Below are 14,849 nucleotides of genomic sequence, written 5' to 3'. Positions count from 1 at the left end.
AATGATGACAACGATCATATTCCGTGTTAGGTAAAAAATCCTATCACGGAACTGAACCATGCCGCGACCTGTCCATCCGTTCCCGTTCCGCCACGCGCCGCAGCCCACCGAAATCGTCGGTGCCACGGTTGCCGGCGCTTCGGAATCCGCCGCTTGGAGCCTTGCGGTCGCTGCCGCCGCGCTGGCGACCGAGGTTCCGGTGGCGGCCATCCTGATGTCCGGCCGTGGGCGGCGCCCGGAAGCGGAGGCCCGCGCCCTCGCCATCTATCTCGCCCATGTCGCCCTCGGCCTGAGCATGGCGGAGGTGGCGCGGTGCTGCGCCCGGCATCATTCGAGCGTCGCCCATGCCTGCGCGCTGATCGAGGACCGGCGCGACGAGCCGGCCTTCGAGGCGGCGCTTGCCGGGCTGGAGGACGCCATCCGTTCCGCCGACCATTTGAAGAGGGAGAAAGCCATGACCGGCACCGCACGTCCCGTACGCCCACATACACCCCGCCCTGCGGCGACTGCCGGCGAGGCCGGATTCGAGCGCATCAGCGTCGAGGTCGATGGCGAGCGCGCCGACGTCCTCCTCGATCTTGCCGAGAGCCCGCTCGCCTGGCTGGCGCGCCGCAAGGGGCGGGACGGCCGCGCGCTGATCGACCCGGCGCAGCTCATGGCGGGCGAGCGCCTGCGGCTCGACTTCACCCGCGCGCAGATGACGCCGCGCGTCACCGCGGACTGGAGCGGCGCCGCATCGGGCGGCCGGAACCGCGCCCCGGCCGGATTGCAGCCGGCCGATGCCGTGCTGGCGGCGAAGCAGCGGCTCACCCGCGCGCTCGATGCCGTCGGGCCGGAATTCTCCGGGCCGCTGATGGATGTGTGCTGCTTCCTGAAAGGTATCGAGCAGGTGGAACGGGAGCGCGGCTGGCCGGCGCGGGCCGGCAAGGTGGTGCTCGGCCTCGGTCTCGATCGTCTGGCGCGCCATTACGGCCTGTCCGCCAGGGCCGAGGGGCCGGCGCGGCCGAGAATGCGCGCCTGGGTCGCCGAGGATGGCCGGCCGCGCGTGGACGGTCTGGAAGGATCAGGGGCGGGTTAGCTAACCGGCTGTTGCAGCGCCTGGCGCGCCTCGCCGCGGATGCGCTCCACCATGGAGCGCAGGCCGTTGGAGCGCTGCGGGGTGAGATGCTCGCGCAGGCCGATCCGCTCGAACACCGGCGCGGGGTCGGTCGCGGCGATCTCCCCGGCGGGCCGGCCGGAATAGAGCGCGAGCAGGATGGCGATCAGGCCGCGCACGATATGCGCATCGGAATCGCCGAGGAAATCGAGGCGCGGCCCGCCCGCGCCGTTCGGCTCGGCATGCGGCACCAGCCACACCTGGCTGGCGCAGCCCTGCACCTTGCGCGCCTCGGTCCGCTCCGCCTCGGGGAAGGGCGGCAGCTTGCGGCCGAGCTCGATCAGATAGCGATAGCGATCGTCCCAGCTATCCAGCAGCTCGAAATCGTCGATGATGTCGTCAATCTTCATGCACGCCTCGGCTTCGCCCTCGCGCCCGCGCGGCGGCTCATAGGCATATAGGGGCGGCGGGGGGCGATGCGCAACGTTTGGCGGTGCGCAAGGGCAGGAGCTTGCGACAGAAGCCTTGCCTGACGCTTCAGACAAAAATGGCCGGGGGCGAGCCCGGCCATGACTTCGGAAGACTAGCGGTCGCCGTGAGGCTCACGCCGGGCGGCGGGGCGGCAGCGGCACCGGCTTGTTGTCGCTCACCGGCACGCCGTGCTGCGCCGGACGGCCCGCTTCGGCGGCCCCGGCCGGCAGCCCCTGCCATGCGGGCCCCAGATCGGCGGCGGTCAGCGTGTCCTCGCCCGAGGAACCGGCGACCGCGCGTTCGGCGATGCGGCGCTTCTCGGCGCGGATCTGATGGCCGAGATATTCAAGCGCCATTTGCAGGCTGGCGCCGGCGCGTTCGCCCAGCGTCTCCAGCATCTGGACGCCGACTGCGCAGGCCTGCGGCTGGCGTCCGCAGAAGCCGCTCGCGTCCGACACCGCCGCGCCGGCCGCCGAAATCGCCTCCAGCGGCCCCATGTCCGCCGGGCCGCCATGCGAGGCGGCATCGGCGCGGGCGCTCGTCTCGCCCTGCGAGATCGCTCCGGTCCGGGGCAGGGCCGGCAGCAGCACCATCACGATGGTCAACCAGAATGCAGTCCGCAGCAGGAACAGCATGACGTCAGCCTCATCTGTCGCTTCGGCATCTGTTTCGACGCCTTCATCAACGACAATAGCAGGCGGGCGTTGCTGTTCTGATTGCACATTGCGCTAAAATCATTCGACTAGCGCAATAAATCGTTAAGACCTGCATGGCCGATACCAATCGTCGAACTGGTTCGACTGTATTCGATCGGTTTAGGGTTCGCTTAAGCGCCTGCTGTCACGATAGCGCCACTTCGTGAAGGGCGGCGTCATCGGGCGCCGACGGTGTTTGTGCGTATGAAACCGGTGACCGCCTCGCTTCGAGCCTATCTCGACGCCCTGGTGCATCCCTCGGCGCGTGGCGATGTGCTCCGTGCCGCGCGTCATCGTGCCTTCATCGGTGCGCATCTCGCGGGCGGCGCCTGCGCGCTCGCGGCGCTTCCGGTCTTCCTCGCCGTCAATGGCGCGCCGGGCACCGTCGAGGCTGCGGTGTTCGCCTGGCTGCTGGCGCCGCTTGCCATCGCCGTCTGGCTGTCGCGCACCGGCCGGTTCGAGGTCGCGCATCTTCTCTCAGCGCTTACCATGGCCGGTCTCGTCGCCTCGGTCGGCGCGATCAGCGGCGGGCTCACCTCCTTCGTCGTGCCCTGGCTGGTGGTGGTGCCGCTGGAAGCCGCGCTCGCCGGCTCCCGCCGGGTGATCGCCGTCGCCACGACGCTCGCGGCCGGCGTCGCTGCCGCGCTGTTCGCGCTCGGCGCGGCGGGCCTGCTGCCGGTCGATGCCGCGCAGACGGCCAATGCCGGTACGCTCTGGTTCATCAGCCTGTTCGCGGCGGTCATCTATTCGGCCGGGCTCGCGGTCAGCGCGGCGCATATCGCCGCCGCCGGCGAGCGGCAGACGCGGGCCCACGAGGCCCGCTACCACATGCTGGCGCAGAACATGACCGACGCGGTCACCCGCCATGCCCGCTCCGGCGGCGTGGTGTTCGCCTCGCCGGCCGCGCAGGCGCTGTTCGGCGCCCCGAGCGAGAGCCTGCTCGACAATGGCCTGTTCGAGCGCGTGCATGTCGGCGACCGGCCCGCCTATCTCACCGCGCTCGCCACCGCGCTTCATGACGGCGCGGCGGAGATCGAGCTGCGCGTGCGTCGCGGCCCCGCCGAGGCAGGCGAGGGGGCCTTCATCTGGGTCGAGCTGCGCGCCCGCGCGGTCGACGGCTGGCCCGCCGCCGACAGGGCCGGCACCGACGGCAAGGCGCCCTCGCCGGTCGTCGGGCGGCAGGTGGTGGCGGTGATCCGCGACATTTCCGAGCGCAAGCGCAACGAGATGGTGCTGGCGGACGCGCGCGAGAGCGCCGAGCTCGCCGACCTCGCCAAGACGCGCTTCCTCGCCAGCATGAGCCACGAGCTGCGCACGCCGCTCAACGCCATCATCGGCTTCTCCGAGATCCTCATGAGCGGCGACGCCAGCATGGTGCCGGCCGAGCGGCGCGCCGACTATGCCCGCCTGATCCATGAGAGCGGCCAGCACCTGCTCAGCGTGGTGAACGGCATCCTCGACCTGTCCCGCATCGAATCCGGCGGCTTCGAGCTGCTCCCGGAGAGCTTCGAGCTGAAGCCGCTGGTGGCGAGCTGCATCTCGATGATGGCGCTCAAGGCCGAGCAGTCCGGCGTGCAGCTCGTCTGCGATCTCGAGGCGGCGCCGCGCGAGGTGCTGCTCGACAAGCGCGCGCTGCGCCAGGTCGTGCTGAACCTTTTGTCCAACGCGGTGAAGTTCACCCCGAAGGGCGGTTCGGTGACCATCTCGGTCGCGATGAGCGGCGCCGACTATGTGCTGCGCGTCGCCGATACCGGCATCGGCATCGCCGATGACGATCTGCGGCGGCTCGGCCAGCCCTTCTTCCAGGCACGCTCCTCCTATGACCGGCCCTATGAGGGCACCGGGCTCGGGCTTTCGGTGGTCAAGGGCCTCGCGGCGCTGCAGGGCGGGCGGGTCGAGATCACCAGCCGCGTCGGGGCCGGCACCGTGGTGGCGGTGCATCTGCCGACGCCTGCGGCCAGCGGGCGCGAGGCCGGCGGCAATGTCGCCCGGCTTCCACGGCGGCACGGCGGTGAGGTAAACGATCTTCAGAAGCGGCGCGCATGAAGCGCGCGAGGAAGGCCAAGATGTCGCGATCCTATGCTGCGGATCTTTTGGAGGACGAAGGCTTCGGGCGGACCGGCCTTATCGGCCAGCTCATCCCGCAGCGGCGCTCGGACCTGGTCATGGCGCTGGTGCTGATCGGCGCCAGCGCGGTGGTGCTCACGAACGCTCTGGCCCTCCAGAAGTCGCACCGTTCCTCATCCGCTCCCGCGCCCAGCGCGACGCAGTCGGTTCCGCTGCCGGTCCCGGCTCCGGAGGAGGTGCGGCGCATGGCGGCGCCCGCCGCCGATCCGCAGCCGCCCGCGCCGGCCGCCGCCCCGTCCTCTGCGGCCCCGTTCCCCGTGGCGCCCCGCCCGCCGTCCAAGCCCGCGGCGCCCCCGCGCACCGAGAACGTGCCGGGTGCCGCACCGCAGACCCGCACCGCCCAGCCGAGCGGCATCGGCGCGCTCGCTTCCGAGGTGACCGGCTCGATCCGGCCGCCGGCGGACGTCGCCGTCTCGCCGCGCGTGATGGATGTGCAGAAGGCGCTCGCCAAGCTCGGCTACGGGCCGATCCGCATCGACGGGCGCATCGGCGTGTCGACGCAGGAGGCGATCCAGCGTTTCGAGCGCGACCGTCGCCTGCCCATCACCGGCGAGATTTCCGACAAGATGGTGCAGGAGCTCAACGCCGTTTCCGGCATGAGCATCCATTGATGGCGGCGTGCTGAGGTGCGTCTGAAGAGCGGCATATGGGTGTCGGCGCTGCTGCGCCGGGCGAACGGCATCGGCGCTTTCGCCGCCGTCCGTCATCGCGGTGCCGAAGAGGCCGGCGCGGTGTTCGTGAAAGTGGCCACTCTCGATGGCCGCGCCGCGCTCTACGGCCCCGCATTGCCGTCGCTGGACCCCGACGTTGAGCCGGGAGAGCGCCTGCACGAGGCGCTGCTGCCGCCCGGCAGCGAGGAGGCCGAGGTCGAGCGGCGCATGCAGCGCGAGATCGGCTTCGATCCGGACCTGTGGTTCGTCGAGATCGAGGATCGCGAGGGTCGGCCCTTCGTCGAGCTCGCGCGGGGCTAGTCAGCGCCGCTCGCGCCGCTCCGCGCCGATGTGGGATGGCGTGAGGGCCGCGCGGCGCGGTTCGCCGAAGCTGCGCATCGAAGGGATATCCTCGCTGCGCACGCGGTGGCGGCGCGGCGCTTCCGTCCGCCAGGCGGCGGCGAGGTGCTGCGCGCTCGCCTCCGGTAGCGCCTCGAACAGGCTCGCCAGCGCGAAGACCTGGGCGACCGAGTGCCCGATGGCCGGGTTCAGGAAGATCAGGATTCGCGAGACCACCTCGAACGGCACGCCGAGCACCCGGCACGCCACCACCAGCGCTTCGCCGCTGGCATCGGTGACGATCGCGCTCGCGGTCTCCGGCGCGACGGCGAGCGCCTGCTCGAGCTCCGAGGCGAACACCGCCGGCTGATGCCGCAACGCCGCCTGTTCCAGCCGGTCGATGGTCGCCGCATCCGCGGGCCGGATGCGCTCGGCCATGGGAAGCGGCGGCAGGGTGATGAGGCGGTCGAGGATGGCGGCGCGGGCAAGCGACGGCGCGGTGAGGAAGTTCGCCGGTGCGAGGGCGGCCAGCGAGGGCGGCTGGCTCGGCGCCGGTGGTTCGGGAGCAGCCTCAGCCGGAGTCTGAACAGCCTGCATCGCCGGCTCGGCTTCTGGGGCCGCCTGTATGGCGACCAGCGGCGAAAGCTCCCGGGCGAGGAGCGCGGCGAGGTCGTCGCCCGGCGTCAGGCCCGGCGCCGCCGCATAGCTCGGCTTCTCCGGAACGAAATCGGCAGCTTCGGGAGCGTATTCCGGCTCGTCGAAGACGTCCGGCTCCGCGTCGTGCTCGTCGGCGATGGAAGGCTCGACGACCTCCTCGCGGGCGAGCGGAGCGCTTGCCGCCGCCTGCGCAGCGCTTTCGGCAGCCAGCGATTCCAGGGCCTCGTGCATGGCCGCGGCGATCCCCTTGGCGAGGTCGGGCGAGACCTCGCGCCGTGACGCGATGGCGGCGGCGTGGGCCGGGCTCATGGTTTCCGCGAGGATCAGGAGGCTGACGTCGTCCAGCACCGGCGAGTGGCGCAGCACCGGCTCGGCGACCTCGATCGGGCCGCGCGCGAGGTGCACCGCGACCTCGTAGGGCAGCTCGGCATGGCCGGCCAGCGCGTTTGCCGCCCAGATCGCCGTGCTGCGGTCGGCGGCGTCGACGAGGCGGGGGACGAGCGTCGCGAAGCGCCGCTGTTCCGCCGGGCTGTGTTCGGCGGCTGCCAGATAGCGCCTGACGAGCAGGCGCAGCAGCCCCGGACGCGGATCGATGCCGCGCCGGCGCGCGTTCTCGACAAGTTCCCTCGGATTCGAAAGCGGCGCGTGAGGCTTTGCGTGGAACATGGCGGATGCGGCTTCGTGAGTGGGCGGCGGTGCGGTTTCGGCGCGAAACCGCTGCGTTTCACTCAACTTAGCGGCTGTTCGTTAGCGAGCCGTTAACCATGTTCGTTGGTAATTGTGGCAGCCGAGACGGTCGGACGTCGGGGGACGGGATGATGGGGTCCGTAGTGCCGCTTTCTGCGTATCGTCGAAAATCCGAGGCGGTTCGCGTCTTCACGCCGCCGCGCCGGGGGTCTTCCGCAACCGCCGATATCGTGATCCTGCCGGTCGTGCGCATCGAGCGGCGGGAGGCGGCTCAGGCCGAGGCGAGCCGCGTCTCGTCCTGACCGGACGCGATCAGGACGGCGTTCCGCAGGTGGCCGCATCCATGCGGCGCTTGACCTCGTCGCGCGCACCCCGTTCGCCGACCAGCGCACGCATCAGAACGATGCCCTCGTCGCTCGGCGATTCGACAATGAGGCGGTCCGCCACCGTCACCTCGTCATTCTCCGGCAGCGCCGCCTTCTGCTTGGCGTTCATCAGGTCGAGCTCGATCACCCGCCGGCCCGCCGAGCGGTCGTTGATGGCGTAGAAGGCGAGCCCGTTGCGCGTGTAGAAGGACACGGAGGTGTAGTCCTCCGTGGTCGGCACGCGCAGCCGCAGCGGACCGTCCGACAGATCATAAAGGCAGACCGCCGTCACGAAGGCCGGGTCGCTCGCCGGCAGCACGGCGCCGAACGGCGTCGGGTCCTCCACCTGCGAGACCGCGTTCGGGCTGGCGACGGCGGCAAGACGTGAATAGGCATCCCGCTCGGCAAGCAGCGGCATGATCAGCACGCTGGCCAGATGCACGATGCCGCCGAGCACGAGCCCGACCGCGATGGGTAGTGCGAGGCGCGTCACGGGCAGCGCTCCGTCACCAGCGCCGGCATGTCCGGCGCGTCGCTGGTGCGATTGGCGAGGCCGACGGGGGCGTCGTAGAGGCGGAGCGTCAGCATCACCCGGTCGCGTGCGCCGGTGGGCAGCCAGTTGCCCGGCCGCGCGCGCGGCCCGAGCTTGACGTCGACCGTGCCGTCGGCGTTCCACACCGTCTCGGCGCTGGTGAAGCCGAAGCGGTCGGCGGCGTTGTCGATCAGCCGGCCGCGCGAATCGGTGAGCGTCAGCGTCCAGAAGCGCGCCTGCGGCAGCGAGCCGGTGAGGCGGATGTCGCACCGCCCGTCGAGCGGATTGCCCTTGTCGTCCTGGCTGGCGACGAAGGCGAGGCCGTCGGCGAGCTCCAGCGGCAGCTCGCCGGCGCGCGCCAGCGCCGCGCGCGCATAGGGGTCGGCGTCCTCGGTGCCGGATTTGGGCCAGGCGCGCCAGGCGCCGGCGCGCACCGTGCCGAGGCCGTAGCCGTCCCCGGTCATCATCCAGGTTAGGCCGAGACCCACGATCGCCCCGATGGCGAGAGTGACGAGCAAAGGAAGGGCGCGCACGGATCGGTCAGCGTTGCGAGGGTGGATGGATCATCATGGATGAGCGCAGAGGCCGCCGCCGTCAATTGCCCGCCGGCATCCGGGCGGCATCGATCGAGGCGGTCGGACGCGGCGGCAGGGTCGCGGCGGCTTCGCGCATCAGCTTTTCGAGCCGCAAAAGCCGCTCGGCGGCCTGCGCCGACAGCGTCACCGGGCGCTGGATGCCGCCCTCGATCTCGAGCGGTGTGGCCTGCGCCACCGCGCCGTCGAGCTTGGGCGGCGGCTGGTTGCCGAGGCCGGGTGTCGGCTTCAGCTCGATGCCCTGATGCGCGAAGGCCATCACCTTCTGCCAGGTCATGGCGGGCAGCGTGCCGCCGGTCATCTTGCGGGTCGGGGCGTAATCGTCATTGCCGAACCAGATGGCGCCGACATAGTTGCCGGTGAAGCCGACGAACCAGGCGTCGCGATAGGCGTTGGTCGTGCCGGTCTTGCCCGAGACCTTGGTGCCGGGAAGCATGGCGCGCCGGCCGGTGCCGTTCTCGACCACGCTGTTCAGCATCGGGTTGATCATGCCGATGATGTTCTCCGGGATCACGCGATGCGGCTTCGGCCCGTTGCGGTCGAAGTTCCATACCGGCTCGCCGGCGGGGGTGCGCATCTCCATCACCGCATGTGGCGACACCGACATGCCGTTATTGGCGAACACCGCATAGCCGGTCGCCTGGTCCAGCACCGTCACCTCGGCGGCGCCGAGGGGGAGGGCACGGGTGATCTTGAGCTCGCTCCTCACGCCCATCGCATGGGCGAGGTCGACGATGCGCCCGCGCCCGATCGCCTCGGCGAGCTTCACCGCGACGGTGTTGAGCGAGCGCGTCAGCGCGGTGATGAGCGGGATGCGCCCGGCATAGGAGCGGCCGTAATTCTGCGGGCACCAGTTACCGATGCAGATCGGCCCGTCCACCACCATGGTGTCCGGCTTGTATTTCCCGGTCATCAGCGCGGCGGTATAGACGTACGGCTTGAACGACGAGCCCGGCTGGCGCAGCGCGTCGGTGGCGCGGTTGAACTGGCTCTCGCCATAGTCGCGCCCGCCGACCATGGCGCGCACCGCCCCGTTCGGCTCCAATATCACCATGGCGGATTGCGAGGCGTTATAGTCCTTGCCGAACTGGCGCAGGCTGTCGCGGATGGCGGTATCGGCGGCCTTCTGGATGTTTGGGTCGAGCGCCGTGCGCACGACGAAGGAGCGCTCGGCATAGCTCTTCGGCAGGGTGTCGACGATGCCCTTCACCTCGTTGAAGGCGAAGTCGAGATAATATTCCGGCACGTCGTCCAGCTTGCGGTCGACCGGCGTCGCCGGGTTGCGCCGCGCGCCGAACACCTGGCCCTCGGTCATGAAGCCGGCATCGACGAGATTGTCGAGCACGACGCTGGCGCGCCCGCGCGCCGCCGGCAGGTTGACGTGGGGGGCGAATTTCGACGGCGCCTTGAACAGGCCCGCCAGCATCGCCGCCTCCGCGAGGTTCACGTCGCGCACCGACTTGCCGAAATAATACTGGGCGGCCGCGTCCACGCCGAAGGAGCCGCCGCCCATATAGGCGCGGTCGAGATAGAGCTTCAGGATCTGGTTCTTGGTGAGGTGGAACTCCAGCCACAGCGCCAGGAAGGCTTCCTTGATCTTGCGCTCCAGCGTGCGCTCGTTCGACAGGAACAGGTTCTTGGCGAGCTGCTGGGTGAGCGAGGAGCCGCCCTGCACCACGCCGCCCGCGCGCGCATTAGAGAGCAGCGCGCGGAAGGTGCCGGGAATGTCGATGCCGAAATGCTCGTAGAAGCGCCGGTCCTCGGTGGCGAGCACCGCCTTGATCAGGTGATCGGGAAACTCCTCGAGCGGAACAGTGTCGTTGTGGCGGATGCCGCGCTCGCCGATGATGTTGCCGTAGCGGTCCTGGAACACCACCGAGAGCTCGGCGCGCTTCAGCCAGTCGTCGGAAGTCTCCTGGAAGGCTGGCAGCGCCAGCGCCAGCATGACGACGGCGCCGACCGCGCCCCAGGTCATGCCCTCGGAGGCGAGGCCGGCGATCCAGCGGCCGGGACCCTGCAGGTTGAAGCGCTCGGTGAAGGCGACATAGCTGTCCCAGGCGCTGCGCAGCCGCGCGCCGGCCGCGTAGATGGTGCTGTCGATCCAGGAATCGAGCGCCAGCAGCGCGTGACGCAGGCGCCGCCCGCGCCGGGGCGGCGGTTGCGAGGAGGGATCGGCCGGATCGGGCGCGGCCGGCTCGGGCATCGCGCCGCCCGGCATTGCGCTCGGCAATTCCGCTCCGTCTTTCGGCTGCTCGTCCAAGCCCTTATCTCCCGGCACCGCGGCGCCGCGCCTTTCGCGTCCTTATAGCGGAGCCGCTGCGGCGGCGCGAGCGTCGCGTTGATGTGCCGGCGCGTGGGCTCGTCACGCCGCCGTGAGAGGATTATCTAGACGTCATGACCATGATCGACGCCGAGACCGAGCCGTTCTGGAAGACCAAGACGCTGGAGCAGATGGACCCGGCGGAGTGGGAGAGCCTGTGCGACGGCTGCGGGCGCTGCTGCCTCGTCAAGCTGCAGGACGAGGACACCGACGCGATCGCCTATACCGACATCGGCTGCAAGCTGCTCGACGAGGATGGCTGCCGCTGCCGCGACTATCCCAACCGCCAGTCCATCGTGCCGGACTGCGTGCGACTGACGCCGGAGGCGGTGCGCACCCTCGATTGGCTGCCGCCCTCCTGCGGCTACCGGCTGGTCGCCGAGGGGCGCGACCTCTATTGGTGGCATCCGCTGGTGTCGGGCGATCCGGACAGCGTGCACGCCGCCGGCGTGTCGGTGCGCGGCCGCGTGTCGGCGCTGGAGGACGAACTGCCGCTCGAGGATTTCGTCGACCGCATGGTGCGCTGGCCGCTGCGCCTGCCGAAGCAGGCCATGACCCCGCGCCGCCGCCGGTGATCACCGCAGCAAGGGCGAGGCCAGCAGCATTACGGCGAAGGCGCTGACCGCGGCGGCGCCGATGCGCGGCACGAGGCCGGAGCGTCCGCCGGCCGCGGCGGCCCGCCCCATGAGTGCGCCGACGGCGATCCATGCGGTGGCGACGCCGGCGGCGAGGGTGGCGAAGCCGGCGAGATAGAGGAGGCCGTCTTCCGCCTGCAGCGGCACGATGCCGAGCGCGAAGATGACGGCCTTCGGGTTGAGCAGGGTGGTGAGGAAGATGCGTCCCGGCGTGATGACCGCAGGTTCCGCGCCCTGTCCGGCCCCGGCCCCGCGCCACAGCTTGAAGGCGACGTGGAGGAGATAGATGCCGACCGTCAGGCGCAGCGCGACGCCCAGAGCCGGAGAGGCCGCGACCACCGGTCCCAGCACCAGCCCGAGCAGCGTTATGGCGATGAGATAGCCCGCGCCCTCGGCCGGGATCAGCCGCAGCGCGCCGAAGAAGCCGCTCGTCGCCCCGGCGGTGGCGAGCAGCGTGTTGGTCGGGCCGGGTGTGGCGAGCAGGGCCAGCACGGCGAGGGCGAACAGGACGGGGTCGGTCATCCCGCCCTGTCTAGCCGGTCGCGCGGCGCTCCCCTATCGGGGCCACCGCGTATGCGGCGATCGGTCAGAGCGCCAGCACGCTGCGGTCGACCTTGGTGACGTCCTTGGTGCCGGTGAGCGCCATCGAGACGTCGAGCTCCTTGCGCATGATCTCGATCGCCTTGGCGACGCCGGCCTGCCCACCGGCGGCGAGGCCGTAGAGGAAGGCCTTGCCCATCATGCAGCCCTTGGCGCCCAGCGCCAGCGCCTTGAGGATGTCCTGGCCGGACTGCACGCCGCCGTCGAACCAGATCTCGCTCTTGCCCCCGCCGACCGCCTCGACGATCTTCGGCAGCGCCGAGATGGACGACACCGCGCCGTCGAGCTGGCGTCCGCCATGGTTCGAGACGACGATGGCATCGGCGCCGGTCTCGACCGCAATCTTGGCGTCCTCGACGTCGAGCACGCCCTTCAGGATCAGCTTGCCCGGCCAGATCGAGCGCACCCATTCGACGTCCTTCCACGACAGCGAGGGATCGAACTGGCCGGCGATCCACTGCGAGAGGGTGGTGAGGCTGTCGCTCTCCTTGCGCACCGCGAGGTTGCCGAAGGAGTGGCGCTTGCCCATCAGCACCTTGGCCGCCCAGACCGGCTTGGTGGCGATGTCGATGGCGTTGGCCAGCGTCAGCTTCGGCGGCACGGCGAGGCCGTTCTTGATGTCCATGTGGCGCTGGCCCTGGATCTGCAGGTCCAGCGTCAGCACCAGCGCCGAGCATTTGGCCGCCTTGGCGCGCTCGATCAGCGATTCCGAGAATTTGCGGTCGCGCATCACATAGAGCTGGAACCAGAACGGCTTGTCGACTGCGCCTGCCACGTCCTCGATCGAGCAGATCGACATGGTGGAGAGGGTGAAGGGAATGCCGGCGGCCTGCGCGGCGCGGCAGCCGAGGATCTCGCCGTCGCCGTGGAACAGGCCGGTGAGGCCCGTCGGCGCGATGGCGAGCGGCATGGAGACCGGCTCGCCGATCATGGTGGTCGCGGTCGAGCGGTTCGACACGTCGATCATCACCCGCTGGCGCAGCGGGATGGCGGCGAGGTCGGCCCGGTTGGCCTTCAGCGTCGCCTCGTCATAGGAGCCGCGATCCGCATAGTGGAAGATCGCCCGCGGCACCTTGCGCATGGCGATGGTGCGCAGGTCCTGGACATTGGTGACGACGGTCATTGGGCTTCCCCGGAGATTTGGTGTTTTCCGGCAGGCTACTACCGCCGGAACGGAAAGGGGAGGCGCGAAGCCTCCCCCTGACGTCAGTGCAGCACCAGCGAGGTGAAGGGCGGCACATAGGCCTGCAGCGTGACCAGAAGGCCGACCAGCACCGCGAGCGCGATCGAATGGAAGAACACGTAGCGCAGGATGGTGCCCTCCGAGTTCTGCCAGCCGGTGGCGGTCGAGGCGACGACGATGGACTGCGCGTCGATCATCTTGCCCATCACGCCGCCCGAGGAGTTCGCCGCGCTCATCAGGATCGGCGACAGGCCGAGCTGCTGCGAGGTGATCTTCTGCAGGCCGCCGAACAGCACGTTCGAGGCGGTGTCGGAACCGGTCAGCGCGACGCCGAGCCAGCCCAGCAGCGTGCCGAACAGCGGGTAGAACGGCCCGGTCATGGCGAAGGCGAGGCCGAGCGTGGCGTCGAGGCCCGAATAGCGGGTCAGGAAGCCCAGCGCGAGCATGATGGCGATGGTGGCCAGCGAGTAGCGCACCTTCCACAGCGTGCGGCCATAGATCTTCACCAGCGCCACCGGCGAGAAGCCCATGGCGAGGCCCGCCACCAGCGCCGAGAGGAAGATGCCGGTACCGGTCATCGACATGACGTTGAAGTTGAACACCGCGGCTTCCGGATGCGCCGCCGCGACCACCGGCGGCACCTTGTAGATCGCGTTGTGCAGCCCCTCGAACGGGATCTTCTGGATGAAGAAGCCGTCAAGCAGGGTCTTCACCTGCGGGATGCCCCAGGCGAACACGAAGACGGTGAGGATGCCCCAGGGCAGCCAGGCGCGGATCAGCGCGCCCTTGTCCGGGCCGGGGCCGGAGAGGTCGATGCCGGGACCGGCATGGACCTCCGAGCCGTCGCCGTTCTCGCGGCCCTTCAGCGCCGTCGAAGTCCAGAGGCTCTTTGGCTGCCAGACGCGCAGGAAGGCGACGAGGCAGAGCATCGACACGATGGCGGCGACCACGTCCACCAGCCACGGGCCATGGTAGTTCGACACCAGGAACTGCGGAACCGCGAAGGAGACGCCGCAGACCAGGATCGCCGGCCAGATCTCCATCATGCCGCGCCAGCCGGCAAACGCCCAGATCAGCCAGAACGGCACCAGCAGCGAGAAGAAGGGGAGCTGGCGGCCGATCATCGCCGAGAGCTGCATCAGGTCGAGCCCGGTCACCGCGGCGAGCGCAATCACCGGCGTGCCGAGCGCGCCATAGGCGACCGGCGCGGTGTTGGCGATCAGCGAGAGCCCCGAGGCGGCGAGCGGCGAGAAGCCGAGGCCGATCAAGAGCGCCGCCGTCACCGCCACCGGCGTGCCGAAGCCGGCCGCGCCCTCGAAGAAGGCGCCGAAGGAGAAGGCGATCAGCAGAAGCTGCAGGCGCCGGTCGCCGGTGATGCCGGAGATCGAGCGCTGCAGCGTGGTGAACGAGCCGTTCGCCTCGGTGAGCTGGTGCAGGAAGATGATGTTGAGCACGATCCAGCCGATCGGCATCAGCCCGTAGGCGGCGCCGTAGCCGGCGGCGAGGCCGGCCATGTTCAGCGGCATGCCGAAGGCGAAGACCGCGATGACGAAGGCCGAGACGAGACCCGCAAAGGCCGCGACATGCGCCCGCATGTGCAGGAAGCCGAGGCCGACCAGCATGACGACGATCGGAATGGCGGCGAGCAGGGTCGACAGCAGCATGCTGCCGAACGGGTCGTAGGTCTGATTCCAGGTCAATGGCGTGTCCTCCGATGCCAGCGGGGCGGAGTTGCTCTCCGTCTTGGCGCGTGTCGCGCCTTGGGCGCTCGGCAGGCCGCGCGCCATCATTCCGCTCGGGAACGAGGTTCCAGAAGGGTTCGGCTTGGTAAGATTACTTGACCAGAGGTGTCAATCGGTAAGGACGTTAGCCCTTCGTTGCAGATGGACAGCCGGCAAG

At 69.9% G+C, this 14,849-nt stretch carries 14 protein-coding genes; 5 read left to right on the top strand and 9 right to left on the bottom strand.

Annotated features, from left to right (window positions below; genetic code table 11):
* Positions 1–58: 58 nt before the first annotated feature.
* Positions 59–1,078, top strand: coding sequence for a DUF6456 domain-containing protein (locus U742_RS23775; RefSeq protein WP_081853006.1), 1,020 nt, complete (start codon positions 59–61; stop codon positions 1,076–1,078).
* Here U742_RS23775 and U742_RS0114345 read toward each other — a convergent pair.
* Positions 1,075–1,506: a SufE family protein gene (locus U742_RS0114345; RefSeq protein ID WP_029354178.1), complete on the bottom strand. Its 432-nt coding sequence runs from the start codon at positions 1,504–1,506 to the stop codon at positions 1,075–1,077. The genes U742_RS23775 and U742_RS0114345 overlap by 4 nt on opposite strands.
* A gap of 192 nt (positions 1,507–1,698) precedes the next feature.
* The gene (locus U742_RS0114340; protein ID WP_029354176.1) at positions 1,699–2,202 is read right to left on the bottom strand and encodes a DUF5330 domain-containing protein; all 504 of its coding nucleotides are present in this window, start codon (positions 2,200–2,202) and stop codon (positions 1,699–1,701) included.
* A gap of 264 nt (positions 2,203–2,466) precedes the next feature.
* Between U742_RS0114340 and U742_RS0114335 the strand changes: the two genes are divergently transcribed.
* The 3 genes from U742_RS0114335 to U742_RS0114325 are packed head-to-tail and all read left to right on the top strand — an operon-like array spanning position 2,467 to position 5,360.
* On the top strand, positions 2,467–4,308 hold the full coding sequence (locus U742_RS0114335; protein ID WP_029354174.1) for a PAS domain-containing sensor histidine kinase: 1,842 nt from the start codon (positions 2,467–2,469) through the stop codon (positions 4,306–4,308).
* A gap of 20 nt (positions 4,309–4,328) precedes the next feature.
* Positions 4,329–5,000: a peptidoglycan-binding domain-containing protein gene (locus U742_RS0114330; RefSeq protein WP_029354172.1), complete on the top strand. Its 672-nt coding sequence runs from the start codon at positions 4,329–4,331 to the stop codon at positions 4,998–5,000.
* A gap of 15 nt (positions 5,001–5,015) precedes the next feature.
* Positions 5,016–5,360: a DUF1491 family protein gene (locus U742_RS0114325; protein WP_029354169.1), complete on the top strand. Its 345-nt coding sequence runs from the start codon at positions 5,016–5,018 to the stop codon at positions 5,358–5,360.
* Here the strand turns inward: U742_RS0114325 and U742_RS22570 are convergent, their stop codons facing one another.
* The 4 genes from U742_RS22570 to U742_RS0114300 form a co-directional block, all read right to left on the bottom strand.
* Positions 5,361–6,701, bottom strand: a complete 1,341-nt coding sequence (locus U742_RS22570) for a DUF2336 domain-containing protein (protein ID WP_051661181.1) — start codon at positions 6,699–6,701, stop codon at positions 5,361–5,363.
* Positions 6,702–7,034: 333 nt separating this feature from the next.
* On the bottom strand, positions 7,035–7,580 hold the full coding sequence (locus tag U742_RS0114310) for a DUF1254 domain-containing protein (protein WP_029354164.1): 546 nt from the start codon (positions 7,578–7,580) through the stop codon (positions 7,035–7,037).
* Positions 7,577–8,152: a DUF1214 domain-containing protein gene (locus tag U742_RS0114305; protein WP_029354162.1), complete on the bottom strand. Its 576-nt coding sequence runs from the start codon at positions 8,150–8,152 to the stop codon at positions 7,577–7,579. Before U742_RS0114305 ends, U742_RS0114310 begins: the two co-directional genes overlap by 4 nt.
* Positions 8,153–8,213: 61 nt before the next feature.
* The gene (locus U742_RS0114300; protein ID WP_197028267.1) at positions 8,214–10,415 is read right to left on the bottom strand and encodes a transglycosylase domain-containing protein; all 2,202 of its coding nucleotides are present in this window, start codon (positions 10,413–10,415) and stop codon (positions 8,214–8,216) included.
* Between the two features lie 197 nt (positions 10,416–10,612).
* Here U742_RS0114300 and U742_RS0114295 point away from each other — a divergent pair, with 197 nt between their 5' ends.
* Positions 10,613–11,107: a YcgN family cysteine cluster protein gene (locus U742_RS0114295; RefSeq protein ID WP_038361671.1), complete on the top strand. Its 495-nt coding sequence runs from the start codon at positions 10,613–10,615 to the stop codon at positions 11,105–11,107.
* On the opposite strand, the gene U742_RS0114290 is transcribed toward U742_RS0114295, so the two are convergent.
* From U742_RS0114290 to U742_RS0114280, 3 genes are all read right to left on the bottom strand, one after another.
* Positions 11,108–11,689 carry a LysE family translocator gene (locus U742_RS0114290; protein ID WP_029354156.1) on the bottom strand — a complete coding sequence of 194 codons (582 nt, stop codon included), beginning with the start codon at positions 11,687–11,689 and terminating at the stop codon, positions 11,108–11,110. It abuts the gene before it with no gap.
* Between the two features lie 64 nt (positions 11,690–11,753).
* A complete protein-coding gene (locus U742_RS0114285; RefSeq protein ID WP_029354154.1) occupies positions 11,754–12,890 on the bottom strand; it encodes an alpha-hydroxy acid oxidase in 1,137 nt (378 codons plus the stop codon).
* An 83-nt stretch (positions 12,891–12,973) separates the two neighbouring features.
* Positions 12,974–14,650, bottom strand: coding sequence for an L-lactate permease (locus U742_RS0114280; RefSeq protein WP_029354152.1), 1,677 nt, complete (start codon positions 14,648–14,650; stop codon positions 12,974–12,976).
* Between the last annotated feature and the right edge of the window lie 199 nt (positions 14,651–14,849).

The organism is Allobosea sp. 117 (genome assembly GCF_000702305.1).
Lineage (GTDB): Bacteria > Pseudomonadota > Alphaproteobacteria > Rhizobiales > Xanthobacteraceae > Ancylobacter.
Note: the sequence above shows the minus strand (reverse complement) of the source record. Positions and strands in the feature narration are given on the sequence as shown.

Coding starts and splice junctions, on each gene's coding strand:
- U742_RS23775 (WP_081853006.1), top strand. CDS start 59: ATGCCGCGACCTGTCCATCCGTTCCCGTTCCGCCACGCGCCGCAGCCC.
- U742_RS0114345 (WP_029354178.1), bottom strand. CDS start 1,506: ATGAAGATTGACGACATCATCGACGATTTCGAGCTGCTGGATAGCTGG.
- U742_RS0114340 (WP_029354176.1), bottom strand. CDS start 2,202: ATGCTGTTCCTGCTGCGGACTGCATTCTGGTTGACCATCGTGATGGTG.
- U742_RS0114335 (WP_029354174.1), top strand. CDS start 2,467: ATGAAACCGGTGACCGCCTCGCTTCGAGCCTATCTCGACGCCCTGGTG.
- U742_RS0114330 (WP_029354172.1), top strand. CDS start 4,329: ATGTCGCGATCCTATGCTGCGGATCTTTTGGAGGACGAAGGCTTCGGG.
- U742_RS22570 (WP_051661181.1), bottom strand. CDS start 6,701: ATGTTCCACGCAAAGCCTCACGCGCCGCTTTCGAATCCGAGGGAACTT.
- U742_RS0114300 (WP_197028267.1), bottom strand. CDS start 10,415: ATGCCCGAGCCGGCCGCGCCCGATCCGGCCGATCCCTCCTCGCAACCG.
- U742_RS0114295 (WP_038361671.1), top strand. CDS start 10,613: ATGATCGACGCCGAGACCGAGCCGTTCTGGAAGACCAAGACGCTGGAG.
- U742_RS0114290 (WP_029354156.1), bottom strand. CDS start 11,689: ATGACCGACCCCGTCCTGTTCGCCCTCGCCGTGCTGGCCCTGCTCGCC.
- U742_RS0114285 (WP_029354154.1), bottom strand. CDS start 12,890: ATGACCGTCGTCACCAATGTCCAGGACCTGCGCACCATCGCCATGCGC.